23 protein-coding genes are annotated in these 23,452 nt (G+C 61.0%); 11 read left to right on the top strand and 12 right to left on the bottom strand.

What is annotated here, in order from left to right:
* From trpB to ABD847_RS05595, 5 genes are all read left to right on the top strand, one after another.
* Complete coding sequence (gene trpB, locus ABD847_RS05575; RefSeq protein ID WP_345010859.1) at positions 1-1,191, top strand: tryptophan synthase subunit beta; 1,191 nt, start codon at positions 1-3, stop codon at positions 1,189-1,191.
* A complete protein-coding gene (trpA, locus tag ABD847_RS05580) occupies positions 1,191-1,997 on the top strand; it encodes a tryptophan synthase subunit alpha (RefSeq protein ID WP_345010861.1) in 807 nt (268 codons plus the stop codon). Before trpB ends, trpA begins: the two co-directional genes overlap by 1 nt.
* 107 nt (positions 1,998-2,104) lie before the next feature.
* Positions 2,105-2,641 (top strand): septation protein A, encoded by a 537-nt coding sequence (locus ABD847_RS05585; RefSeq protein WP_345010863.1) that lies wholly within the window; start codon positions 2,105-2,107, stop codon positions 2,639-2,641.
* A gap of 63 nt (positions 2,642-2,704) precedes the next feature.
* On the top strand, positions 2,705-3,001 hold the full coding sequence (locus tag ABD847_RS05590) for a YciI family protein (RefSeq protein WP_345010865.1): 297 nt from the start codon (positions 2,705-2,707) through the stop codon (positions 2,999-3,001).
* A gap of 166 nt (positions 3,002-3,167) precedes the next feature.
* Positions 3,168-4,115: an L-lactate dehydrogenase gene (locus tag ABD847_RS05595; protein WP_345010867.1), complete on the top strand. Its 948-nt coding sequence runs from the start codon at positions 3,168-3,170 to the stop codon at positions 4,113-4,115.
* On the opposite strand, the gene cysQ is transcribed toward ABD847_RS05595, so the two are convergent.
* Positions 4,116-4,883 carry a 3'(2'),5'-bisphosphate nucleotidase CysQ gene (cysQ, locus tag ABD847_RS05600; RefSeq protein ID WP_345010869.1) on the bottom strand — a complete coding sequence of 256 codons (768 nt, stop codon included), beginning with the start codon at positions 4,881-4,883 and terminating at the stop codon, positions 4,116-4,118.
* A gap of 214 nt (positions 4,884-5,097) precedes the next feature.
* Here cysQ and ABD847_RS05605 point away from each other — a divergent pair, with 214 nt between their 5' ends.
* Together ABD847_RS05605 and galU are read left to right on the top strand one after the other, a co-directional pair.
* Positions 5,098-5,409 carry a ComEA family DNA-binding protein gene (locus ABD847_RS05605; protein ID WP_345010871.1) on the top strand — a complete coding sequence of 104 codons (312 nt, stop codon included), beginning with the start codon at positions 5,098-5,100 and terminating at the stop codon, positions 5,407-5,409.
* A gap of 127 nt (positions 5,410-5,536) precedes the next feature.
* The gene (gene galU, locus ABD847_RS05610; RefSeq protein WP_345010873.1) at positions 5,537-6,448 is read left to right on the top strand and encodes a UTP--glucose-1-phosphate uridylyltransferase GalU; all 912 of its coding nucleotides are present in this window, start codon (positions 5,537-5,539) and stop codon (positions 6,446-6,448) included.
* Positions 6,449-6,482: 34 nt separating this feature from the next.
* On the opposite strand, the gene ABD847_RS05615 is transcribed toward galU, so the two are convergent.
* From ABD847_RS05615 to ABD847_RS05630, 4 genes are all read right to left on the bottom strand, one after another.
* Positions 6,483-7,442 (bottom strand): response regulator, encoded by a 960-nt coding sequence (locus ABD847_RS05615; protein ID WP_345010875.1) that lies wholly within the window; start codon positions 7,440-7,442, stop codon positions 6,483-6,485.
* A gap of 108 nt (positions 7,443-7,550) precedes the next feature.
* On the bottom strand, positions 7,551-8,024 hold the full coding sequence (locus tag ABD847_RS05620; protein ID WP_345010877.1) for a response regulator: 474 nt from the start codon (positions 8,022-8,024) through the stop codon (positions 7,551-7,553).
* Positions 8,017-9,336, bottom strand: coding sequence for a sensor histidine kinase (locus ABD847_RS05625; protein ID WP_345010879.1), 1,320 nt, complete (start codon positions 9,334-9,336; stop codon positions 8,017-8,019). Before ABD847_RS05625 ends, ABD847_RS05620 begins: the two co-directional genes overlap by 8 nt.
* Entirely contained in the window at positions 9,333-10,748 is a 1,416-nt protein-coding gene (locus ABD847_RS05630) for an SLC13 family permease (RefSeq protein ID WP_345010881.1), read from the bottom strand. Before ABD847_RS05630 ends, ABD847_RS05625 begins: the two co-directional genes overlap by 4 nt.
* 242 nt (positions 10,749-10,990) lie before the next feature.
* On the opposite strand from ABD847_RS05630, the gene ABD847_RS05635 reads away from it, so the two are divergent.
* Both ABD847_RS05635 and ABD847_RS05640 read left to right on the top strand, forming a co-directional pair.
* Entirely contained in the window at positions 10,991-11,671 is a 681-nt protein-coding gene (locus ABD847_RS05635) for a DnaT-like ssDNA-binding domain-containing protein (protein ID WP_345010883.1), read from the top strand.
* 10 nt (positions 11,672-11,681) lie between these two features.
* Entirely contained in the window at positions 11,682-12,497 is an 816-nt protein-coding gene (locus ABD847_RS05640) for an ATP-binding protein (RefSeq protein ID WP_345011451.1), read from the top strand.
* 212 nt (positions 12,498-12,709) lie between these two features.
* Here the strand turns inward: ABD847_RS05640 and ABD847_RS05645 are convergent, their stop codons facing one another.
* From ABD847_RS05645 to gcvH, 3 genes are all read right to left on the bottom strand, one after another.
* Complete coding sequence (locus ABD847_RS05645; RefSeq protein WP_345010885.1) at positions 12,710-14,134, bottom strand: diguanylate cyclase domain-containing protein; 1,425 nt, start codon at positions 14,132-14,134, stop codon at positions 12,710-12,712.
* Positions 14,131-16,128, bottom strand: coding sequence for a putative bifunctional diguanylate cyclase/phosphodiesterase (locus tag ABD847_RS05650; protein ID WP_345010887.1), 1,998 nt, complete (start codon positions 16,126-16,128; stop codon positions 14,131-14,133). The genes ABD847_RS05645 and ABD847_RS05650 overlap by 4 nt, the downstream gene beginning before the upstream one ends.
* A 145-nt stretch (positions 16,129-16,273) precedes the next feature.
* A complete protein-coding gene (gcvH, locus tag ABD847_RS05655) occupies positions 16,274-16,678 on the bottom strand; it encodes a glycine cleavage system protein GcvH (protein ID WP_345010889.1) in 405 nt (134 codons plus the stop codon).
* A gap of 222 nt (positions 16,679-16,900) precedes the next feature.
* Between gcvH and ABD847_RS05660 the strand changes: the two genes are divergently transcribed.
* The gene (locus ABD847_RS05660) at positions 16,901-19,282 is read left to right on the top strand and encodes a putative bifunctional diguanylate cyclase/phosphodiesterase (RefSeq protein WP_345010891.1); all 2,382 of its coding nucleotides are present in this window, start codon (positions 16,901-16,903) and stop codon (positions 19,280-19,282) included.
* A 12-nt stretch (positions 19,283-19,294) separates the two neighbouring features.
* Here the strand turns inward: ABD847_RS05660 and ABD847_RS05665 are convergent, their stop codons facing one another.
* From ABD847_RS05665 to ABD847_RS05680, 4 genes are read right to left on the bottom strand one after another with little or no spacing between them, the layout of a single operon-like run.
* Complete coding sequence (locus tag ABD847_RS05665; protein ID WP_345010893.1) at positions 19,295-20,461, bottom strand: FAD-dependent oxidoreductase; 1,167 nt, start codon at positions 20,459-20,461, stop codon at positions 19,295-19,297.
* Positions 20,458-21,654, bottom strand: coding sequence for a 2-octaprenyl-6-methoxyphenyl hydroxylase (ubiH, locus tag ABD847_RS05670; protein ID WP_345010895.1), 1,197 nt, complete (start codon positions 21,652-21,654; stop codon positions 20,458-20,460). Before ubiH ends, ABD847_RS05665 begins: the two co-directional genes overlap by 4 nt.
* The gene (locus tag ABD847_RS05675) at positions 21,641-22,372 is read right to left on the bottom strand and encodes a hypothetical protein (RefSeq protein WP_345010897.1); all 732 of its coding nucleotides are present in this window, start codon (positions 22,370-22,372) and stop codon (positions 21,641-21,643) included. Before ABD847_RS05675 ends, ubiH begins: the two co-directional genes overlap by 14 nt.
* Positions 22,373-22,400: 28 nt before the next feature.
* Positions 22,401-22,949 carry a UPF0149 family protein gene (locus tag ABD847_RS05680; protein ID WP_345010899.1) on the bottom strand — a complete coding sequence of 183 codons (549 nt, stop codon included), beginning with the start codon at positions 22,947-22,949 and terminating at the stop codon, positions 22,401-22,403.
* Positions 22,950-23,129: 180 nt separating this feature from the next.
* Between ABD847_RS05680 and zapA the strand changes: the two genes are divergently transcribed.
* Positions 23,130-23,447, top strand: a complete 318-nt coding sequence (gene zapA / locus ABD847_RS05685; protein ID WP_345010901.1) for a cell division protein ZapA — start codon at positions 23,130-23,132, stop codon at positions 23,445-23,447.
* The last annotated feature ends 5 nt before the right edge of the window (positions 23,448-23,452 follow it).

Genomic DNA, 23,452 nt, shown 5'->3' on the forward strand with positions numbered 1-23,452 from the left:
ATGACACTGCTTAATCCGTTTTTTGGTGAATTTGGCGGCATGTACGTGCCGCAGATCCTGGTGCCGGCCCTGCTGCAGCTGGAGAAGGCCTTCATCGAGGCCCAGGAGGATCCGGCCTTTCACGCCGAATTCCGCAGCCTGCTGACCGAATACGCCGGCCGCCCCACCCCCTTGACCCTGTGCCGCAACCTGACCCGCGGCACCAAAACCCGCTTGTACCTCAAGCGGGAAGATTTGCTGCATGGCGGCGCCCACAAGACCAACCAGGTGCTGGGCCAGGCCCTGCTGGCCAAGCGCATGGGCAAGACCCGCATCATCGCCGAGACAGGTGCCGGTCAGCACGGCGTGGCCACCGCCCTGGCCTGCGCCCTGTTGGATCTGCCCTGCCGGGTCTACATGGGGGCGGTGGACATGGAGCGTCAGAAGCCCAACGTGTTCCGCATGCGTCTGATGGGCGCCGAGGTGGTGGCGGTGCACGCCGGCTCCTCCACCCTCAAGGACGCCTGTAACGAGGCGCTGCGGGACTGGACCGCCAACTACGAAGATACCCACTACATGCTGGGCACCGCCGCCGGCCCCCACCCCTTCCCCACCATAGTGCGTGAATTCCAGCGCATGATAGGTGAAGAGGCCCGTGAGCAGCTCGACCAGGTGGAGCACCGTCTGCCGGATGCGGTGATCGCCTGCGTCGGTGGCGGCTCCAACGCCATCGGCATGTTCGCCGACTTCATCGACAAGCCCGAGGTGCGCCTCATCGGCGTCGAGCCCGGAGGGCACGGCATCGAGACGGGTGAACACGGCGCGCCCCTGGGCCATGGCACCAAGGGCGTGTTCTTCGGCGCCCACTCCTACCTGATGCAGGACCAGCACGGCCAGATCGAGGAGTCCTACTCCATCTCTGCCGGTCTGGACTTCCCCTCGGTAGGCCCGCAGCACGCCCATCTGGCCGCCACCGGTCGGGCCGAATATGTCTCCATCACCGACCAGGAGGCGCTGGACGCCTTCCAGGAGCTGGCCCGCCACGAAGGCATCATTCCGGCGCTGGAGTCCTCCCATGCCCTGGCCCATGGCCTGAAGATGGCCCGGCAGAACCCCGAGCTGGAGCAGGTGCTGATCGTCAATCTCTCCGGCCGGGGGGACAAGGATATCTTCACCGTCGCCGACATTCTGGAAAAGCAAGGAGCCCTATGATGAGCCGTTATGACGCCCTGTTTGCCAAGCTGGCTCAACGCAACGAGGGGGCCTTCGTGCCCTTCGTGACCCTGGGAGATCCCACCCCGGAGCTCTCCTTGCAGATCATCGACGCCCTGGTGGCTGGCGGTGCCGACGCCCTGGAGCTGGGCATCCCCTTCTCCGACCCGGTGGCCGATGGCCCCACCATTCAGGATGCCACCACCCGGGCACTGAAGGCGGGCACCACGCCGGATACCTGTTTCGACATCCTGGCCAAGGTGCGCGCCAAGTACCCTGAGCTGCCCATGGGCCTGCTGCTGTACGCCAACCTGGTGTATGCCAAGGGCATAGACGGCTTCTACGAGCAAGCCGCCGCCGCCGGGGTGGATTCAGTGCTGGTGGCCGATGTGCCGGTGGAGATGTGCGAGCCATACAAGCAGGCCGCTGACCGCGCCGGTGTGGCCGCCATCTTCATCGCCCCGCCCAACGCCGACGAGGCCACCTTGCAGAAGGTGTCCGAGCTGGGCAGTGGCTACACCTACCTGCTGAGCCGCGCCGGGGTCACGGGAGCCGAGACCCGTGCCGGCAAGCCGGTGGGGCCGCTGCTGGAGAGCCTCAAGCGCCATGCCGCACCGCCCGCCCTGCTGGGTTTTGGCATCAGCGAACCGGCTCAGGTGAAGGAAGCCATCGCCGCCGGCGCCGCCGGGGCCATCTCCGGTTCCGCCGTGGTGAAGATCATCGAGCGCAACCTGGCTAACCCCGCCACCTTGCTGGCGGAGCTGCAGGGCTTTGTCGCCAGCATGAAGGCCGCCACCGCCCGCTAAAGAGCCCAGGCCAGACCCAAGCCCGCCCTCCGTAGGCGGGCTTTTTCTTTTGTCTTCCCCGACGGCTGCCGTTAGACTGACCGCCAGTTCCCCCATCGAGATTGAGCATGAAACAGCTGTTCGAATTTATTCCCCTGCTGGTGTTCTTCGCCCTCTACAAGCTCTACGACATCTATGTGGCCACCGCCGCCCTCATGGTAGTGACCCTGCTGCAGATGGCGTTTATCTGGTTTCGCCACGGCAAGCTGGAGAAGATGCACTGGGTGACCCTGGTGCTGATCCTGGTGTTCGGCGGCTTCACCCTGCTGCTGCATGATGATGCCTTCATCAAGTGGAAGGTTACGGTGATCAACTTGCTGTTTGCCGGCGCCCTGCTCATCAGCCAATGGGGCTTCAACAAACCGCTGATCAAGCAGATGCTGGGCAAGGAGTTGCAGTTGCCGGATCTGATCTGGCGGCGGGTCAACCTGGCCTGGGCCGGCTTTTTCGCCCTGTGCGCCGCCCTCAACACCTACATTGCCTTTCATCTTCCGCAGGATGTCTGGGTCAACTTCAAGGTGTTTGGCCTTCTGGGCATGACCCTGGTGTTCACCCTGCTCACCGTCTTCTACCTCTACCGGCACCTGCCGGAAGAGAAGGAATAATCATCCGACCAGGGGCGCACCAAGCGCCCCTTCGTTTTAACCGACTGCCGCTAAGGAGTGCATATGTGGTATCTCATCTATTCCCAAGACAATCCCAACAGCCTGCCGCTGCGAAAAGAGGCCCGTCCGGCGCATCTGGCCCGTCTGCAGGCCCTGCGTGACGAGGGCCGCCTGCTGACCGCCGGTCCCAACCCCGCCATCGATACGGCCGATCCCGGTGAGGCCGGTTTTACCGGTAGTACCGTCATCGCCGAATTCGACAGCCTGGCCCAGGCCAAGGCTTGGGCCGATGCCGATCCTTACGTGGCCGCCGGCGTCTATGCCGAGGTGACGGTCAAACCCTACAAGCAGGTGTTCTAACCCTGCCCCAGGCCAGTGCAGCCAGCCTCATCCTGAGGCATATCTTGGTTGCACTTTCTCCTTGTTTTCAGACTATTCCAGGCATTCATATCGACATCCAGTCTACTGGCCTGTTTTTTGCCTAAACCTTAGGTGAATTACAACATCATCAAGAGGAACACCCAGCATGAAAGTGGCAGTGATCGGCGCCGGCGCCGTGGGAGTGAGTGTGTGTCAGTTTTTGCTGGATAACGGCGCCTGCGACACCCTGGTCTTGGTGGATCTGAATCAGGAGAAGGCGCAAGGGGAGATACTGGACTTCGGCCACACCACCTCGCTGAACTTCACCCGTAACGTCAAGATGGTGGCTGGCGGTTACGCCGACTGTCAGGGCGCCGGCATCGTCATCATCACCGCCGGAGCCCAGATCAAGCAGGGTCAGCAGCGGGATGAGCTGGCGCAGATCAACGTGGAAATCACCCTGCAGATCGCCCGGGAGCTGGAGAAGGTGGCGCCCGAGGCCATCCTGGTGCTGGCCACCAATCCGGTGGATCTGGTGAGCCGCTTTATCATCGCCAACACAGGTTACACCGCCCAGCGGGTCATCAGCGCCGGCTGCCTGCTGGACACGGCCCGCTTCATGAAGATAGTGGCGGATCACGTGGAGCTGGACCCCAAGAACGTGCAGGGCTATGTGCTGGGCGAACACGGTGCCACCAGCTTCATTCCCTGGAGCCTGTGCAGCATCGGCGGCCTGTCATTTGATGACTATTGCGACATGGTGGGCAAGCCCCGACTGGCCCGCAAGGCCTTGTTGCAGTCGGTCAAGCAGGCGGGCTTTGAGATCTTCAATCGCAAGGGCAACACCAACCACGGCATCGCCGCCAGCGTGTATCGCATCGTCCAGGCCATCCTGTTTGACGAAGGCTCCATCCTGCCGGTGGGCGCCTACCTGGAAGGACAATTTGGCATCGAGGACTGTGTGCTGAGCGTGCCCTGCCTGGTGAATCGCCAGGGCATCGCCACGCGGTTACCCTATCCCCTCACTAGCCATGAGCTGGCGCAGCTGCACGGCTCGGCCCGCCACCTCAAGGCCCTGACCGAGCAGGTAAGAAAACAGCAGCACCTGGCCTGATCAGCCTTTGGGTCGGGCGATGAACCAGGGGTTGAGCAGCTCGGCCTTGCTGTAACGCAGCGGCTCGCCCTCCAGGGTCACCACCTCGCCACCGGCCCCTTCCAGCACCGCCTGGGCGGCGGCCGTATCCCACTCACAGGTGGGCCCCAGACGCGGATACAGGTGCGCCTCCCCTTCGGCCACCCGGCAAAACTTCAGCGAACTGCCCACCGACAGGAGTTCATGGTCCCCCAGAGCGGCCAGGTAGTCCTGGGTTTCCACAGAGAGGTGGGAGCGGCTGCCGATGACCTTGAGCACCTCGGCAGGCTGCGGATGGCGAACGGCAATGGCGGTCTCGCCGGCATGGGAGCGCTTGAAGGCACCATAGGCCTGACCACCCCAGTAGCTCAGCTGCTGCACCGGCAGATGCACCACCCCGAAGGTCGACACTCCCTCCTCGATGAGGGCGATGTTGACGGTAAACTCGCCGTTGCGACGGATAAACTCCTTGGTACCGTCCAGGGGGTCCACCAGCCAATAGCGAGACCAGCCGAGACGCGCCAACTTTTGCGCCTCATCCGACTCCTCTGAGAGCACGGGAAGCTCCGGGGTCAACTGGGCAAGCGCATCCACAATCACCCGGTGAGCCGCCTTATCCGCCTGGGTCAGCGGCGAGTCATCCTGTTTGACTGTCACATCTATCGGGCCATCGTAAACCGCCAAAATGGCGCGTCCGGCCTCTTCTGCCAGCCGGATCACGGATTCAATCAATGACTTCTCTAATTGCATAGGGGCTCACTCCTTTATCAGTGGTGCCATATTACCCGCAACGGGTCGGCCTCCTTAGACCAATAATCAATGAGTTATAAACAAAGCTGTCTCACATCATGCCAGTGTGCTGCCCGGTTTGAGCGAGCCTGTATAGCTGTCAGTCCAGACAGACATGACCCGAGGCAAGCGACCTACCCTTTGGCGTGGAAACACACAACATAGGGATATAGACATGAAGAAAACCAAACTGTTGACCGCACTGCTGCTGGCGGGTGCCTTGTTCCAGACCAATATGGCACCGGCGGCCGAGCAGGCGGGCAATGCCGTGGAGCAGGTCGCGCCGGCCAGCGTGAAGATCAACATCAATCAGGCCGATGAGGCTCAACTGATGAACATCAAGGGCATAGGGCCCAAGCGGGCGGAGGCCATCATCGCCTACCGCACCGCCAATGGTCCCTTTGCCAGCCTGGATCAACTGGCCGAGATCAAGGGGATCAGCCCGGCGTTTGTCGAGGCCCACAGCGCCGAGTTGTCACTGGAATAGCCCTCCTCCATCAGGGGGTTGGCCACCTGGCCACCCCCTGAATTTCGTTGGCCTCGACTGGCAACTCCGCTAAGATAGTGCGTGCCACTTCACATTCTTGCCTCTACCCCTATAGGAAATTACCAAGATGAAGAAAGGGAACGCCATCATTCGCAAGGCCATCATCCCGGTCGCCGGTCTGGGTACCCGCATGCTGCCCGCCACCAAAGCCATCCCCAAGGAGATGCTGCCCGTCGTCGATCGTCCTCTTATTGAGTATGTGGTACGTGAAGCCATCGCCGCCGGGATCAAGGACATAGTGCTGGTCACTCACTCCAGTAAGAACTCCATCGAAAACCACTTTGACAAGAGCTTCGAATTGGAAGCCACCCTGGAGAAGCGGGTTAAGCGTCAGCTGCTCGCCGAAGTACAGAGCATCTGCCCGAAGGACGTCACCATCATGCACGTACGCCAGGGCGAGGCCAAAGGCTTGGGCCACGCCATCCGCTGTGCCCATCCGCTGGTGGGCGATGCACCCTTCGTCGTCCTGCTGCCGGACGTCCTCATCGATGAGTCCAGCTGCGATCTCAAGGCCGATAACCTGGCGGACATGGTGCGTCTGTTTACCGAGGACGGCATCAGCCAAATCATGGTGGAAGAAGTGCCCCGCGACGAGGTGGACCAATACGGTATCGCCAACATCAACGGTGAAGCCTTGACCGAAGGTCACTCAGCGCCCATGACGGCCATCGTCGAGAAGCCACCGGTAGACGAAGCCCCCTCCAACCTGGCAGTGGTGGGTCGCTATGTGCTGTCCGCCAATATCTGGCCGCTGCTGGAGAAGACCCTGCCGGGTGCGGGCGACGAAATTCAGCTCACCGATGCCATCGCCATGCTGATGCAGCAAGAGCAGGTGAATGCCTATTTCATGAAGGGTAAGAGCCACGACTGTGGCAGCAAGCTGGGTTACATGATGGCCAACGTGGAGTACGGCCTACGCCACAATGCCATCAAGGATGACTTCCGCCGTTATCTCAAACAACTGGCGGCATCTCTGTAAGTCTGCAGCAGACCACCGGCGCCCTGCCGGTGGTCTACTCCCATCCCAACCTTATGGTCAGGGTAGCCCCGCCATCGCCTTTCACCGCCATTTCCCAAGGCAGACGCCAGCCACGCTGGTGGGTGAGGTAATCACTCTGTTTAACGAGCCCCAAGGGCAAGCCTTCGGCCTGCTGCAGCCAGTGAGGTGACGCCAGACCGGCATTGGCATAGATCAGGGATTGCTCTTTGGCATTGAATAACAGGACGGCGGCATTGAGACTGCCCTTCAGCCCTGAGTCGCACAGATGCCAGTTCAGGTATTCCAGCACCCGGCCGGGCGCCCCCAATAGCTGACTCTCCCCCTGCTGAAACTGCCGATAGGGGCCGCTCAGCAAGCATTTCATCATGGCACCCATGAAGGTGGCATCAGCATCCAGCACGGATAATTCACTGATCACCAGCAGCAGCCGTTCCCCCATCAGGAAGAACTCGGGAATGAGCAGCGGGCTATCGCTCTCGTAACTTGCCAGCCAGGCGCCCAGACGCTGCGCCTTGGGGGGAGACATGGCCCCCAGCAGGTGACTGGCGGCCACATCATCGTGGGCAAAGAAACGCAAATGCTGATCCAGCTCGCGCCGGGCAGCCACCTCCTCCTCATCGGCCAGGCAGGCCTGCAACACCCGATGAAACTCCCCCCAGTTACGGATGGGTTTAATGACATAATCACAGGCACCGCCACGCAGGGCGCGGCTGACATCCTGCATATTGTCCTGGCCTGAGACCACCATGATGGGAATATGCGGGTAGCGGCGGTTGATACAGGCGATGACCTGGTGACCATCCATCATGGGCATCTGCAGATCACACAGCACCAGATCCGGCTGATACATGGCCACGGCGGCCAGGCCTTCCACGCCATTGGCGGCCTCGTACACCAGATTGCCGCCCTGGCGTAACTGTGCCACCAGCGTAGTGCGAAACACTGGCTCATCTTCGATAACCAGGATCTTCAACTGCTGCTCTGCCACCGCGTAAACCACCTGAGAGAATGAATACCATCACCATCAGGTTAGCCAAGGCCGCTCAGGAACAACAGGGCAAAGGCCGCAGACTTACATAATTTAATGCAGCTCTCGATACAGGGTGGCCTGATCCAGCACGCCGGCATAGGGCTCGTAATCCAGACGCTGCGCCAAGACAAACTCGGTCACCAGACGACGGCTGATCTGAAGTAGCTCATCCGGATCCCATGGCTTTTCAAAGTAGTGATCGATGCGGGCCGCATTCACCGCCTCTATGGTATCCCTATGAGTCGCCTGCCCCGTGAGCAGTACTTTTTTCGTCTCGGAAAAGCGGCGATCCGCGGCCAATTGCGCCAACAGCTCTACGCCGCTACGTCCTGGCATGATGTGATCGGAAATAACTAGCGCCACCTGAGCCCCTGCCGAATCCAGCTCATCCAGCAGGGCTTCACACTCCTCTGCAGATTCGCACTCTTCTAGCAGAAAATACTGCTCCAGTGGTTGGAGGTCTTTCATCACGGCGCTCAGCACCTCCCGCTGGTCGTCGACACAGATGATATAGAGCTTATCCATGATGCTTGGGTATCCTTATGCTGAATTCAGTACCGGCCGCCTGGCTGCATACCGCCAGACTGCCTCCATAACTGTCGACCAGCCCCTTGACGATAGCCAGTCCCAGCCCCAGTCCGAACCGTTGCCCTTCGCGCTTGGTGGTGAAGTGCGGTTCAAAAATCCGTTCCAACATCGTTGGGGGGATCTGGGGACCATTGTTACCGACCAGAACGCGTACACCTTGCGAATCCTCGTCAGCGCGGATCCAAATCGTCGGATTAGGGGTCTGTGCCAAGGCATCGCAGCCATTTTTGATGATGTTGACCCAGATCTGCACCCACTCCGTCTCGTTGGCCAGGAGCGGCGTCAAGGGTGACAGCGCCAGTTGCAGGTTGATGCGGCGCAAGGGGCTGTTGAGCAGTGCCAATGCCTCGTCTATGGTATCCAGCAATTGCACCCCAGGATGCCTGGCCGCCTCGCCACCGCCCAGCTGTTTGACGGAGCGCACTATGTTGGTGGCATGCTTCACCGCCAGCGCCATATCATGGCACTCCCGTCCCAGCTCCCAATGGCTGACGCCCTCCGCCAAGGCGGCTATATCGGCCTGGCCGACAGGCGCCCCCTCCAGCATGCGGGCAAATTGTCTGGCCTGCGTGGCCCCAAGACCGAAGGTCTGTTCCAGCACCCTCGCCTCCTGGCGAAGTTGGCTGCTGGAACGCAGCTGACCGGACCTGAGGGCCCGGTTAAAGAAGTCTTGCGCCGGTTTATCCGGCTGCCCAAGCCGGCCGCTGATAAAGCTGATCAGGGAGTGGCTGCTGTGGGCGATAACGGCAATGGCATTGTTCAGTTCATGGGCCACCCCGGCGGCCAGCTGCCCCAGGGTGCTCATCTTCTCCGCCTGGAGCAGCTGACGCTCGGTATGCATCTGCTGCAAATAGGCCTGGTTAAGCGTCAGTTGCCGCTGTTTGAGCTCCTCCATGATGACCGGCATAAACTGCTCGGTGAGGGACAGGCCGTCGGAATTGACCTCGTTAAGCGCCTCCGCATCCAGCCAGGCCACCCGACAGGGCGTCATGGCCTCCAGTCGGCAATAGCTGACGAAGCTGCGGGAGAAGAAGCTGTGCACTCCCATGAAGCGCCCAGCCTCCACCTGTAATATATCCAGCCATTCGCCCTCGGCTGCCGCCAAGTAGCGCCCTCGCACCCGCCCCTCCAGCAACAGATACAGACACCGGTTATGAGCCCCCTGCTCCAGCAGTCTCTCGCCGGGCTGGAGATCCCGCTGGTGTTCCGGCGCGGCAAAGTAGCGCTGACGCAACGAATCCAGGCTCATAGATAGCCTACCCACCCCATGATAAGCAGCATCAGATAACACAACAGTAGCCCCAGCAGACCGCACAGCACGCCCACCTTGGCCATTTGTCGGGTGTCGACATTCCCCGTGGCATGGGCCAGCGCATTGGGAGGCGTACTGATAGGCAACGACATGCCCAAGCTGGCAGCAAAGGTCACCGCCAGCAACAGGGCCACCAGGCCGCCCACCTCAACCAGGTTGGGCAGTGCCGCACCAACCGCCGCCACCAAGGGCAACAGCAGGTTGGCGGTGGCGGTATGGGACATGAAATTAGCCATCAGCAGGCTGACCAGGCTGGCCAGCAACAGCAGCAACCAGGGCGAAAAACTGGCAAACGGAATGGCCTCCACCATGTGTTTAGCCAGTCCGGTACTCTCCATGGCCAACCCCAGGGCGATACCGCCGGAGACCAGCCAGAGTACGTCCCAGGAGATGGTCTTGAGATCCTCTTTGGTGATGACCCGGGTGACGGTAAAGATGGCCACCGGCACCAGCCCCACCACATAGGAATTGATCCCCAGCGGCTCACCAAACAACCACAGGCCCAGCGTCAGCAAGAAGGTGGCATACACCAGCCACGCTTTGGGTGTCTTGAGGAAACGCCCCCGGATCTCCAGCCGGATGACTTGCTGCTGTGCGGGGAACAGCCAGCACAGCAGCCACCAGGCGACCAGCATCATCACCAGCACGAAGGGCACGCCGAAGACCATCCATTCCGCGAAACCAATCGCATGCTCGCCGGTGAGGTAACGCAAGGCGATGGCATTGGGGGGCGTGCCGATGGGCGTGCCTATGCCACCTATGTTGGCCGCCAATGGAATCGCCAGGGTAAAGGCAATCCGTCCTGGATCCTGGGGGGCAAACACCCCCAGCACGGGCACCAGGATGGAAAGCATCATGGCGGTGGTGGCGGTATTGCTCATGAACATGGAGAACAGGGCCGTGATCCCCATCAAACCCAACAACACGGCACGTGGATTAGTTCCAAAGGGATGCAACATCACCCGGGCCAGATTGATATCCAACCGGTACTTACTGGCCGCCATCGCCAAAAAGAAGCCGCCCAGAAACAGCATTATGATGGGCGCGGCAAAGGTGGCCATGATCTGCTTGTAGCTCATCAAGATCCCCAATTGCCCCTCTGGATAACCACTGACCAGCGGCTTGATACCACTGTCGGAGAGCAGCAGCAGCTCCAGCACTATGATGAGCACTGAGGTGGCATAGATGGGGATCGGCTCCAGGATCCAGCACAAGGCCGCCAGCAGGAAGATGGCAATCACCCGCTGTTCCAGCACCGTCAAGTCCGGGATCGGCAAGGCATCCCGGGGTAACAACAGCACGAACAGGGGGCAGATCAGGGGTAACAGGTATTTCAAGGCGCTCTTCATCGCTGGGCTCCTGGGACTGAGGTGGGTTTTCCAGCCACGGTGACGACAGCAAACACACGCTAGTAGCTTTAATTCAATAAGATGCGGATAACCGCCTTACTAGGGTGGTGCATTTGACCAAGCTTTTCCGTGAAGAGGATCATGGGGCCTGGGCAGCAAGTGGCCAGGCGACCGAGAAACGGTGGGCAGTCTCGCCGCTTTGCGACATAATGCGCCGGTAGTTTATCCCAGCCTGTGATGCCATGACGCCAGCCGAACATACCCTGCTAAGCCAGCCCAAACTCAGCCATCCGGCCCGTAGCCTGTACTGGTTGTTGCTGCGGCCGGCGTGCCTGCGCCAGGCGGATTATCAGGTGAACTACCCTGAGCTCGGCCGGGCGCTGGCCGTCGAAGATCCGACAGTGCCAGGTGGCTTTGCCTATCAGGTGAACGCCCGCCAGCTTACCGAGCTGTTTGATGAACTGATCCAGGCGGGCCTGGTGGCGCTGCCACCGACCTGGCAGGCAGAGCATTATCACCTCTGCCCCATCAGCCTGCCCCTGTTGCCCAGCAGCAGCACCTTGCCCTTGCCCCAGGCCGCCTTTGCCATGCATGCCGACTGGCGCCCCGATGGGCAGTTCACCAACCTCGCCAGGTTATGTGGTCTACTGGACAGCCAGTACACCGAAGAAGAGCTAGGGGAGTTCATCGCCTACTGGCTTGGGCGACCTGAGCAATTTGCCAATCAACATCAGTGGCAGCTCAAGCTCATCAAAGCACTGAAGGCCCGCCGTTATCCCAAACGAGCCGGACCAGAGAGCCTGCGGCAGCCACAGGGATATCAGCTGGTTGCGGAAGAGGAGCACCAGGGCCCCAGTAGCCGAGCCCTGGAGATGATGGCTCAGGCCAGACAACTGCAAGACAAAGGAACGCCAGATGAATGACAAGCGCCAGATGGGTGACACACCCTGGAGTGAACAAGGCCAGTCGGTGGATCTGGGCAAGACCCCGGATCCCCAGCTAAAGCGTCAGATGGATGGCCTGTTGCAGCGGATCCGACACCTGCAGCACTCCGGCCAATACCAGAATTACGACTACGAGCAATTACGGCAGCAATATGAACAGCAGGCCAATGCCGACGTACGCCAGTTGCAACAGCAGAGCCGTCGGTTACGCATAGAGCGGCTGATAGCCCAGGCAGACCTGAATCCAGAATGGCGCTTTGCCCGCATGGATCAGCAAGATCCCGTCTTGGCCCATGCCATCCAGACGGCCCAATACTTCATCAGCGGGTTCGAGCACTGGGCGCAGCAAGGGGGCAGCTGTGTGCTGATCTTTGGTCAGTACGGCACCGGCAAATCCACCCTGGCCGGCGCCATCGCCCATGAGCTGATAGAGCAACACCAAAAGTCGGTGATCTTCCAGCAATGGGCCTCCGTCGTCGATCGCTTGTTTTTTGGTGTGTTGGAAGATCCCGAAGAGCGCAATCACTATCGCCGCGCATTGGAAGAAGTGGATCTGCTGATCATCGACGAACTCTGTGCCAACCGAGCCAAGCTGGCGGAGAGTCAGAGCAGCTTCCTGGGCCATCTGCTGCGCCGCCGCCGCAACCTCTCCAAGAGCGTCATCCTGATCACCAACCACACCCCCGGCTCACTGCATCAGGCGGTGGGGGATTTCTGCTTCGAAGCCATCAAGGCCTTTAACCCCGTGGATATCCAACTCACCGGCCCCAGCCGCCGCCCCCATGTGGGCAACTACCCCGGCTAGCCACAAAGAAAAAGCCCGGATCAAAGACCCGGGCTAAAAAAGGTGCTACGGAATCGCGATAGGAATCGCGGGTTCAAGAAGAGACATGCCCTTATTGAAGGAGCTTCACACTAGCATATCTGCCGCAGTGCGCAAACGTTTTACAGGCAAATTATGCACTTTTTTATTGCGTCGCCCCACCAACTGGCGAGAGAAACACCAAAATAGTGCAATCAATCTAGCTTGAGGGAGGCCAATTCGGCCTGTTGGACCGCCTCACGACTGGCAACCCAATCTATGGTTGCCTGCTCGGCCACCACCACCTGATTGCCGCCCTGGGACTTAGCTTGATACATGGCCACATCGGCACACTGGTTGATGAGCTTGAGGCTCAGATCCCCCTGAGGGAACAGACACAGCCCTATGCTGGCCCCCAGGTAGAGGGTCTCCCCCTCATAGACCATGGGCACGCTGATGCAGTCGATCAGCTTCTGCGCCACCGCCCGTCCCCGCTCCGCCGACAGACAGGTGGGTAACAGGATCAGAAACTCGTCGCCCCCCATGCGTGAGACGGTATCGCTGCGCCTGAGGGTACTCACCATCCGCTCCGCCACGCTCTTGAGCACCAGATCCCCTACGTTGTGGCCAAGGCGATCATTGATGGGCTTAAAATTATCCAGATCCAGCAGCAAGATGGCTCCCTGCTGACCATACCGGCGGTTGGTCAGCAGCGCCTGTCCAAAGCGCTCAAACAACAGGCGACGATTCGGCAGACCGGTGAGGCTGTCATGGCGCGCCAGGGTAGCCACCTTGCGGTAGTTGGCCAGCGCCAGATAGATCATCAGGCCCATCAGCAAGCATAAGAAATAGCCGCCTCCCACCAACCAGGGATTCAGGCGGGAGGCTTGCTGCCACCCTTCTTTGGGGTAGGCCGCCAGTTGCCAACTCCCCTGGGGCAACATGACGTTCTGCACTATGGGTAAACGGTCAAAGGCGGAGGCCGGACCAAAAAACACCGCGCCTCTTGGCCCCAAGGCATCCTTGCCGCGAATGGCCAACACCAATCCCGGCTTGGGATTGGCCAGCCCCGCCCGGGCCAGCAACCAGTGATAATCCAGTACTATGCTCACCAGGCCCCAATAGTGCAGCTTGCCATCTATCTCCAAAAACAGCGGTCGCCGGCTGATGATACCCTGGCCCCCCTGCACCAGCTCCAGGGGCCCGGCCACCGTCACAGCCCGGCTGCGGATCGCCTCCAGCACGCTTTGCCGTTGCTCGGGATGCGCCAGATAGGCATAGCCGAGGACGGCCTCATTGCCCTGCCGGGGATAGACCTGGCGCACCACGTTATCGGGTGCCAAGGCGATATTGACGATGCCTTGATGGTCCTTGATCAGGTAGCGGGCAATCCGGGTGAAGTCCCCATCGGACAAGGACTTGTTCATGGACAGGGCAATGTCGAAGCCCTGCGTGAGGTTCACCGCGTCGTTGATGGCCAGCTCCAGACGTGCGCGAATGGCCGACAGCTGCAAGGTGATCTGCTCCCGCAGACTGCTCTCCCGGTTCGCCTCCAACAGCCGCACCGCCTCACGGTGCACGATCCCCAACACCAAGACACTCATCACCGCCAGCACCAGGGGCAAACGACGATGCATCATAGGCTGGCCTCGGTAGTCAGCTGTCCCAGCCCCTGCCAGGTGTCGACCAGCGGCCTATGGGTAAACAGATTGGGCACCACATTGACCCAAGCCTCCTCCGGCTGGGGACGGCCACAATAGTAGCCTTGCACATAGTCACAGCCCATCTGCTGCAGCAACTGTAGCTGCTCCTGGGTCTCCACCCCTTCGGCCACCACCTTCATGTTGAGACTGTGTACCAGCTCTATGATGGCGCGCACCAGGGCCTGATCACCTGGACTGTTGACCATGCCCGCCACGAAGCTGCGATCGATTTTCACCCGATCCGGCGCAAACCGCTTGAGGTAGATGAGGCTGGAATAGCCGGTGCCAAAATCATCCACCGCCAGATCCACCGCCAACCGCTTGAGTTCATCGCACACCAGGCTGGCCTTGTCAGGATCACGAATGAAGGCGGTCTCGGTCACTTCCAACTCCAGCGCCTGCCCCTCCAGCCGATGCCGCAGCAGGGAGCGCTCGACACTGTTCACCAGATGTCGATCCTGCATGCTGATGGCGGAGATGTTCAGCGCCAGACGAAAGTCGGGCCAGCTCTGCCGCCAGGTTCGCAGATGGGACAGTGCGCGCCCCAGCAGCCAGTCGGTCACCGGCACTATCTGACCCGACTCCTCCAGCAGGGGAATGAAGTCCGCCGGCGAGATCCACTCGCCGGCCTGATTACGCCAGCGCAGCAAGGCCTCGGCGCCGGACAACCGGCCCGTATGGAGCGAGTAGACGGGCTGATAGAAGACCGTCAGGGCCGCCTGCTGCACCGCCAGACGCAGCTCCTTGGCCATGCGCACCTTGGCCAGGGTCTGCTCGCTGAGCACAGGGGTGTAAGTCTGCAGGGTATCGCGCCCTTGACGCTTGGCCGCATACATGGCCATATCCGCATGAGCCAGCAGCTCATCGGCATCCATGGCATCCTTGGGATAGTGCACCAGCCCTATGCTCAGTGTGATGTGTACCAGCTCCCGGCTGAGCATGAAGGGTCGGCGCATGCTCTCCAGCAGCTGGTGGGCCACCTCATCGGCCTGCTGCCCGGTGGGGACTATCACGGCAAATTCATCCCCCCCCATGCGGGCAATAAAACAGCTGGTGGGCAGGGTGTAGCGCATGCGCATCGCCACCTGACGCAACAGATCATCGCCCACCACGTGGCCGGCGGTATCATTGATATTCTTGAAGCGATCCAGATCCACAAACAGCAAGGCGAAGGGTAGCTCAGGCGACTCGATCAGCAGATCCACCAGCCGTTCATGCATATAACGCCGGTTAGGCAGGCCGGTGAGGGGATCGTGACGAATTTGATGCAGCAAGGCTTGCTCCTGTTGCTTGCTGCGGGTGATATCTTCGGCCAACACCACGATGCGCGCCAGATGGCGCTCGCGACCTTGGGCGGTACACACGGGATAAAGCTGCACGCGCACCCAGCGCAGGGCATCATCGCCCTGCCCATGGAGCGCAAACTCCACGCGCTGCTCCCCCTCCGGACTAAGATGGCGCAGGCTGTCCAACAGCAAGCGCCGCTCGCCGGCAGCCACCCAGCGCAACCAGGACAAGGGCGAGCTCAGCAACTCCTCCACCGGACGGCCCCACAGCTCGGCATAGCCGGGCGCCACATAGCTAAATCGCCGCTGGCGCAGATCAAAGACGGCAAATACCTCGTGGATACGCTCGGCCATCTCCTTGAAGTGACCCTGGCTGGTCAGCAGCGTCATGAGCCGCTTGTGCTGGCTGGAAAAATAAGCCAGGCACAAGAGCAGCAACGCCAAGCCGATGAGCAAGATGGGCGCCACCTCCACCCAGATTTGTGAGAGCGAGAAGTTGGCCAACCAGGCGCGCCCCCAGCGTAACCAGGATGCGGCCAGCACCAGATAAAACAGTGCGACCGACAAGGCCGGTAACCAACGATGGCGCCACGCCAGCTGATCCTTGACACTGCTGAGCCATAGTGGGTTTTGCAACTGCATCATGGAGGCATCCCTTTCCCTGGCCACCCTGCGGCCTCTGTTACTTCTGACAGGAAAACATGATACCCACTACGGGTGAAAGATTAAGCAAGCAAGCACAAAAACTGCGGGTAACGCAAGATTTAGCCGAGTAGAAGCCGCCATCACCTCAAAACGGGGCCTCGTTACGCTGCAGCAGACTGTGGTAGGCCTCGGCATCCATCAGGGCATCCAGCTCAGCGGGATCCTGCAGTTGCATGCGAAACAGCCAGCCGCTGCCGTAGGGATCTTCATTGATCTGCTCAGGTCTGGCCTCCAGTTCTTCGTTGATGGCCAGCACCTCGCCGCCAACCGGGGCAAAAATATCGGCGGCCGCCTTCACCGACTCCACCACGGCGCAATCATCCCCCACAGTCACCACAATCCCCGGCCGCGGCAACTCGACAAAGATCATGTCCCCGAGGGCCGACTGGGCATAGGCGGTGATCCCCACCACCACCTGGTTGCCATCCTCGACCCTCAACCATTCATGGGAAGCCGTGTAGCGAAGCTCGCTGGGCAATTGGCTGTTCATGTTGACTCCTGAACTAGGATTTAGCCTGCTATCAGCAGTGTAGACACTCAGCCGCTCCCCCCCCTGCCGCGAAGACAGTAACTATTCAGCCTGTGAGCCAGACCACAACCAGGGTCGACGCTATCCAGCCTGCCGGTCTGGTCAAGCTGCTCTATGTTTATAGGGACACAGGCGCGGAGCCACTCCGCCTGCTGATGCCAACGCCCTACCCCTGGAGATCCTATGAGCGGTCGGCAACGCTTTATCAGTCTTCGTAACCAGCTGTTATGCATCCTCTTGCTTGTACTTGGGCTGGCCTGGCTCGCCCTGGATGCCCTGGCCCGTTACGAGGTCAGACAAAGCAATGTCCGGCGCATGGAGCAGGCGGCGGACACCTTGGCACAGGAATGGGATCAACGGCTGACCCAGCAAGCAGAACATAATCGCCAGGTGTTGCACGCCTGGCTGGCCGCTCGGCCCAAATTGGCAACAGACGAGGGGTGGCGACGCCTCGACCCTGTGAGCCCCGCCCTGTTCATCCACCATGGTCCGACGGCCAGCTTACCTGCGGCGCTGGCCCCGCAGGATGGCAGTCACCGCCTGCCCGCCCAAGCCTTGAGAGCCCAAGCCTTGACAGCCCAAAGCGACTGGCAACTGTATTGCGCTGTGGAGTGTCTGTTACTGCAACACCTAGTGCTGCCTGGGCCCCACCGAAAAGAGGATGTCTGGCTAGTGGCGCAACCCATCACCAGCCTGCTGCAACAGTTCAACCAGTCGCGAGGGATCCGCCTCACCCCCCTGGATGCACAAGGGCAACCCATGGCCAACGGGCAAACGCAGCCGGATCGCCTACCGTCATATCCGCAGGGGGATGGCATGGGGGCGAACCAATCCCTGCTGGAGACTCCCCCTGTGTATTTGAGCGTTCAACCCGAGACGCAGCAACGGCCAGCCCTGTTACTGACGCTACCCATGACCAAGCTGCTGCAGGAGCAAGCCCAGAGCCTGCGCCATTTTCGACTCTGGCTGGCCGTGGGACTCTTGCTGGCGTTGGGGTTCATCTACCTGCTGGCGGGCTATCCGCTGCGCCGACTGCGCCAACTGGTCAACCAACTGCCGGAGCTCCCCGACACTGGCTATCCCGGACTCAAGGCCCGCTTAGGTCAGCCATCCGGGTTCGTGGAGGATGAGGTGGATCGTCTGCACCAGGCCGCCCTGAGCCTGGCGGGACGCCTCGAAGCACTGGACAGTGCCGTCAGCGCGCAACATGCCGAACTCAAGGCCCATCAACTCTATGATCCCTTGACCGGACTGCTCAACCGCAGTTGTTTTCTCTTTGAGTTCAATCGCCAGCTCACCGCTCTGCGCCGCCAGCCGGACAGGATCGCCCTGGTGCTGATCGATCTGGATAACTTCAAAGACATCAACGATAGCCTGGGACATGAGGCCGGGGACGAGCTGCTCAAGACCCTGGCCCGCCGGCTACAGCAACAGGTGCGCGAGACGGATCTGCTGGCCCGGCTCACCAGCGACGAGTTTGCTCTCTTGCTGTGCCATCTCAAGCAGGTGGACGACATCCACAGCATCCTGGACAAGCTGTTGGCCAACCTGCATGAACCCCTGATGCTAGGCCATCATCCGGTGCAGATCGGTGCCAGCGCCGGCGTCGCCTTTGCCCAGGACGGCGAACACACCGCCAGTGAACTGCTCAGACGCGCCGATCTGGCCATGCATGAAGCCAAACGTCAGGGCCGACAAGGTTATGAGCTGTTCAGTGCCGGTCTGCTGGAGCAGAGCAGTCGACGCTTCTTCATTGAGACCCAGCTGGACAATGCCCTGCAGGATGGGCAACTCTACCTCAATTACCAGCCCTGGGTGCAACTTCCCAACGGCCGAGTCATGGGCCTTGAAGCCCTGGCCCGTTGGCGGCATCCGCTGGAAGGCTGCATAGCACCCTTGGAATTCATTCCGATACTGGAAGCCTCCAGCCAGATAGTCCGCCTCGGCTACTGGGTGCTGGAGCAGGCCTTCAGCCAATTGCAGCAGCTGGATCGCGCAGGGCAAAGCGGCCTGCAGATGGCCATCAATCTCAGCCCGCACCAGCTGTTCGATCCACAGCTCCACCAGCGACTGGCCAAGCTGAGCCAGACCTATCACATCATCCCAGGGCGCATCGTGCTGGAGCTGACCGAAGGGGTCATCATCACGGACTACCACCAAGCCTGCGAGCAGATGCACCGTCTGCAAGACGCCGGCTATCAGTTGGCCATTGATGATTTTGGCACCGGCTACTCCTCCCTGGCCTACCTGAGCAAGCTGCCGGTTGACCGGGTCAAACTGGATCGCTCATTCATTCTGAGGATGACCGAAAGCCAGCTGGACAGGCAGCTGGTCCAGTCGGTCATCGACATGCTGCATGCCATGGGCAAACAGGTCATTGCCGAAGGTGTGGAGTCCAGCTTGCAGCTGGAGATGTTGCGGCAGCAGGGCGCCGACGGTGTCCAGGGCTATTTTCTGGCCCACCCGGTCAGTGAATGTAATCTGCTCAGCCAGTTGCAACAACTGGCCAAGCGGCGGGATCTCTCCTACATGCCGCCGGATGAGGGCAGCCCCAAACGCCCCTGACCGGCGAGGGGATCACGCCAGGCCCAGCGCCTGCCGCAACAAGGGGGCCTGCCAGCCCGGCAGATGATTGAGCAGTGCCATACCCAGCCCACGCAGTTGTCGTGCCGGGGCCTGCTGCAGGGCGAACAGCTGTTGGATCCCTGCCATGGCAGCCAGATACTGACTAGCCTGCCATTTACGCTCCCGCTCGAAGGGGCGCAGCCACTGCCGGCATCCCCAGTCTTGACCCGCAGCCTTGCAGGCACTCAGGGTCCGCAACAGGCTAGCCACATCCAGCAGCCCCAGGTTGACCCCCTGCCCCGCCAGCGGGTGTATGGTGTGCGCCGCATCACCCACCAGCACCAGGCGTTCCTGCACAAAGTCCCGGGCCAGACGGGCCTGCAGGGGCAGGGTACGCCGCGGGCTCGCCAGTTGGCAGAGTCCCAGTTGACCGTCGAAGGCGACATACAACGCACGCAAAAAATCCGCCTCGTCCGCCTCACACAAGGCCTGGGCTCGGGCCGGCGGCAAGGACCAGACGATGGAGCACAGATCAGACTCATGCAGCGGCAGGAAGGCCAAGGGGCCCTCGGGGGTGAAGCATTGCCGGGCACAGGCGTCATGTGGCAGCGCAGTGCGCACATTGGCCACCAGAGCCCAGTGCCCATAATCACGGCGGAACAGGGGCACCCGGGCCTGCTGGCGCAACCAGGACTCGGCACCATCTGCGGCCACCAGCAAGGGACTACGCCAGACCTCGCCGGTCGTGCAGCTGAGTTCTGCCACCGTGACTCGGCGGATCATCGGCAGTAAGTGAACATCCGACTGCAGATCCACACCCAGCTGGGACGCCCGCTGCCACAGCGCCAAGCGCAGCAGATGGTTCTCCACTATGTGTCCGAGATCCGGCTCCATCAGGGTGGCGCAATCCAGGCTCAGCGCCGCCGGACCATCCAACTCCCACACCCTCATGGTGCGATAGGCGGTCTTGCGCGGGAGCAGCGGCCAGGCCCCCAGCTGCTGCAGCAGGGTCTCACTGGCGCGGGACAGAGCACTGACACGGTAATCGATACGCTCATCCGGCATGGGTGTGGGTCCCGCCTCCAGCACGCTGACGGCAAAGCCGGCCTGCGCCAGGCCACAGGCCAGGCTCAGCCCCACCATGCCACCGCCGACAATCACCACATCTGCCTGTCTCATACCCACTCCTTGCCCAAGGCCCGCCGCGTCAAGGCCAGTTTGAAATCATCACAACGGTTCATGGTGGCCAACAAGAGGTTACGCCCCAGCACCAGGGGCCCCACCTCGTTGGCAAACAACCGAGCCAGACTGCCGGTCATCCAGGCCAACTGCCGCTGATCGGGCTGCCGCCGCTGCCAGTAACGGCGCAACACCCGGTAGGAACCAATCGATTCCCCATCAGCCAGGGCCCGGGCCAGCTCCTCTTGCAAGACGGCGATGTCGCGCATCCCTAAGTTAAAGCCCTGCCCCGCCACCGGATGCAACAGATGGGCCGCATTGCCCAGCACCAGGGCATGCGGCCCCAAGGGCCAGGTGACCTGACGTCCTGTCAGAGGGTAGGCATGGCGCTGGCCGAGGCGCACGAAGCGTCCGGCCCGATAACCAAAGGCCTGCTGCAAACGGCTCAAGAAGGCTGCATCGTCCAGCAACAGGCTCTGCTGGGCCTCATCAGGGGCCTGACACCAGACCACCGAATAGCGTGACTCGGACAAGGGCAACAAGGCCAAGGGCCCCTGGGCGGTGAACCGCTCCCAGGCGCGTCCGGCCGGCGGCAGGTCGGTTTGCAGGGTGGTGATGATGGCCGTCTGGCCAAAATCGTACTGCTCGCAAGGCAGACGTAACTGCTGACGCAACAAGGAGTCCGCCCCGTCAGCCCCCAGCGCCAACTCGGCCTGCCAGGTGCTGCCATCGTCCAGCTTCAGCGCTATCTCCCGCTCGGAGGGGCTCACGTCCACCAGGTGAGCCGGGCAACGCAGCCGCACATTCCCACGCTGCGCCAGGGCCTCATATAACTGTGATCCGGTCGTCGCCAGCTCCACCACCTGACCCAGCCAAGGCAGGCGATATTCCTGCGCCGTCAGTTTCACCCGACCAAAGTGACCACTATCACTGACATGGATCTGCTCGATGGCACAGGCAGTGGGCGCCAGCGACGTCCACAGCCCCCAGCCTTGTAACAGCTCACAGCTGCCATAGGAGAGGGCGATCGCCCTGGCATCGAAACCGGGATGTATCGCTTGACCTGGGGAATTAGCCTCGAGCAGGACTATGTCCAGCGGCTGACCATCAGGACGCCGCAGCTGGGACAGGGCCAGGGCCAGGGTCGCCCCCACCATGCCACCGCCAACGATGGCGACATCACAAGCCGGCATGACGGCGCTCCTGGCTTGCCAAGCCCTGCTGGGTCAACAGCCGGGCCCTTTGATTGATCTCATGCATTTGCTCGGCGCTGAAGGTGTGCCGGGAGAAAGCCCAACGCACCGCCACCGGCGGCAGCGTGATCAGGTGCAACAGCGGCTTGAGTCTGGGCTCCTGCTCCAGCAGGCCCCGATCCAGCACCAGGCCGTTGAGCCGGCCAAGCCACAACAGCCGGATCAGTTGATCCAGATCCCGAAGCGAGTGAATGAGGACAGTACCGTCCAGCAGGGTGTTGGCCTGCTGTTGCAAGCGACTGTCCTGCAAGGTGCCCAGCAGCATGCCTTGTCGCGCCACATCACCCACGTCCGTCACCGCTTGGTAACGCTCCAGCTGCAGGGGGTCAATGGCCAGCACATACTGCGCATATCGCACCGGCTCACTGAGCCAGGCCGCCTCTGGCTTGATACTGGCCAGGCTCAATGCGATATCCAGCCCCCCCTCGGCCAAGCCGCGCACCTGACGCGCCAGCGGCCACTGCACAAAGTGCAATTCACTGCCCGCGGGCAGCAGGGCCTGCAACCGGAGAATATCCTCTCCCGTCGGCACCATGGCGGCCCCGGCAAGATAGGGCGGATCCGGTAACCAGCCCACCCGGTAATGAGCTGCCGCTGTCGGACTCAGCATCCCCAACAACAACAAGGCCACCCCGTTAAACATGCAACGCCAATTCATGCCGTGTGTCTTATGCCCAAAACAGAGATCAATGCAAGGTGGGAGCCGTAACGGGACGTGGACGTTGACCACACTCCTCAAACGCCATCATCACCGCCAGTTTGAGGTGTTCATACAACACCAGATACGAGGACTCGTCCTCATCACTCAGCTCGGCATCTGTATCCAACTGGGTGATGTTGCTCAGATCCTCCACCATCTCCTGCAACTCGTCGGAGATGTTGCTTAACTCCCGCTGCATCACGGCAAATCCGGCCAAGAAGGCCTGGGTCCAGTCGGCCAGATACTCCAGCCGCACCACCATCGGCTCGTCTTCATCCGGCAGCAACAATTCCAGGCCAGACTGGTTAAGCAACGCCTGCTGGCTGTGCTGACACAGCTCTTCCAGCCACTGGCGCACGGGAGCCACAAAGGCATGACCGTCGTTGACCAGGCCATTAAACTCCCCCTGCCAGCTCTGGGTATCCAGCGCCACACCACCGCACAGCAAGCCACACAGCACGCCATGCATCTCGGCCGGCGTGGCCATGACCTCATGCTCATCCAGCAGGCTGGCAGCCTGGGCAAAATCCATCATCTTTATCATCCCCAGCGGAAAAATAGGCAAACAGGACAAGAAAACAGCAAATCCCGTCGTTATCGTGGCAGATCCTAACACCCCGCTCCCAGCCTCACCAGCCGGCCCTTGAAAGTTGGGGATCCCCGCTATATAGTCGCCCCGTATTTGGCAGACCACTTCACTCATATCGAGGAAAGCATGACCGTAGCTACCGAGTCCATAGAGCTCACTATTCTTGGCCGGGTCTATAAAATTTCCTGCTTGTCCGGGCAGAGTGACGCCTTGAAAGCCGCCGCCGATGGGCTGAACCAGCATCTGAACGAGATGCGCCAGCGCTCCCGTGGCAGCAACAATGAGCAGTTGGCCGTGATGGCCGCACTGCATTTTTGCTATGAGCTGGGCCTTGAAAAAGCCAGCAACCGCAAATACTCTGAAACTATGGATGAGCGCATCAAGATGCTGCAACAAACCATAGAAACCGCCCTGCTGGAGCAGGGTCGCCAGCTGCGCGGATAAGCGCG

Source organism: Pseudaeromonas paramecii (assembly GCF_039540575.1).
Taxonomy (GTDB): domain Bacteria; phylum Pseudomonadota; class Gammaproteobacteria; order Enterobacterales; family Aeromonadaceae; genus Pseudaeromonas; species Pseudaeromonas paramecii.

What these genes read in the sequence shown, in the direction of transcription:
- ABD847_RS05605 (WP_345010871.1), top strand. Translation starts at nt 5,098, where the DNA reads ATGAAGAAAACCAAACTGTTGACCGCACTGCTGCTGGCGGGTGCCTTG.
- ABD847_RS05640 (WP_345011451.1), top strand. Translation starts at nt 11,682, where the DNA reads ATGGGTGACACACCCTGGAGTGAACAAGGCCAGTCGGTGGATCTGGGC.
- ABD847_RS05660 (WP_345010891.1), top strand. Translation starts at nt 16,901, where the DNA reads ATGAGCGGTCGGCAACGCTTTATCAGTCTTCGTAACCAGCTGTTATGC.
- ABD847_RS05650 (WP_345010887.1), bottom strand. Translation starts at nt 16,128, where the DNA reads ATGATGCAGTTGCAAAACCCACTATGGCTCAGCAGTGTCAAGGATCAG.
- zapA (WP_345010901.1), top strand. Translation starts at nt 23,130, where the DNA reads ATGACCGTAGCTACCGAGTCCATAGAGCTCACTATTCTTGGCCGGGTC.
- ABD847_RS05680 (WP_345010899.1), bottom strand. Translation starts at nt 22,949, where the DNA reads ATGATGGATTTTGCCCAGGCTGCCAGCCTGCTGGATGAGCATGAGGTC.
- ABD847_RS05665 (WP_345010893.1), bottom strand. Translation starts at nt 20,461, where the DNA reads ATGAGACAGGCAGATGTGGTGATTGTCGGCGGTGGCATGGTGGGGCTG.
- cysQ (WP_345010869.1), bottom strand. Translation starts at nt 4,883, where the DNA reads ATGCAATTAGAGAAGTCATTGATTGAATCCGTGATCCGGCTGGCAGAA.
- gcvH (WP_345010889.1), bottom strand. Translation starts at nt 16,678, where the DNA reads ATGAACAGCCAATTGCCCAGCGAGCTTCGCTACACGGCTTCCCATGAA.
- ABD847_RS05590 (WP_345010865.1), top strand. Translation starts at nt 2,705, where the DNA reads ATGTGGTATCTCATCTATTCCCAAGACAATCCCAACAGCCTGCCGCTG.
- ABD847_RS05625 (WP_345010879.1), bottom strand. Translation starts at nt 9,336, where the DNA reads ATGAGCCTGGATTCGTTGCGTCAGCGCTACTTTGCCGCGCCGGAACAC.
- galU (WP_345010873.1), top strand. Translation starts at nt 5,537, where the DNA reads ATGAAGAAAGGGAACGCCATCATTCGCAAGGCCATCATCCCGGTCGCC.
- ABD847_RS05630 (WP_345010881.1), bottom strand. Translation starts at nt 10,748, where the DNA reads ATGAAGAGCGCCTTGAAATACCTGTTACCCCTGATCTGCCCCCTGTTC.
- trpB (WP_345010859.1), top strand. Translation starts at nt 1, where the DNA reads ATGACACTGCTTAATCCGTTTTTTGGTGAATTTGGCGGCATGTACGTG.
- ABD847_RS05595 (WP_345010867.1), top strand. Translation starts at nt 3,168, where the DNA reads ATGAAAGTGGCAGTGATCGGCGCCGGCGCCGTGGGAGTGAGTGTGTGT.
- ubiH (WP_345010895.1), bottom strand. Translation starts at nt 21,654, where the DNA reads ATGCCGGCTTGTGATGTCGCCATCGTTGGCGGTGGCATGGTGGGGGCG.
- ABD847_RS05645 (WP_345010885.1), bottom strand. Translation starts at nt 14,134, where the DNA reads ATGATGCATCGTCGTTTGCCCCTGGTGCTGGCGGTGATGAGTGTCTTG.
- trpA (WP_345010861.1), top strand. Translation starts at nt 1,191, where the DNA reads ATGAGCCGTTATGACGCCCTGTTTGCCAAGCTGGCTCAACGCAACGAG.
- ABD847_RS05635 (WP_345010883.1), top strand. Translation starts at nt 10,991, where the DNA reads ATGACGCCAGCCGAACATACCCTGCTAAGCCAGCCCAAACTCAGCCAT.
- ABD847_RS05620 (WP_345010877.1), bottom strand. Translation starts at nt 8,024, where the DNA reads ATGGATAAGCTCTATATCATCTGTGTCGACGACCAGCGGGAGGTGCTG.
- ABD847_RS05585 (WP_345010863.1), top strand. Translation starts at nt 2,105, where the DNA reads ATGAAACAGCTGTTCGAATTTATTCCCCTGCTGGTGTTCTTCGCCCTC.
- ABD847_RS05675 (WP_345010897.1), bottom strand. Translation starts at nt 22,372, where the DNA reads ATGAATTGGCGTTGCATGTTTAACGGGGTGGCCTTGTTGTTGTTGGGG.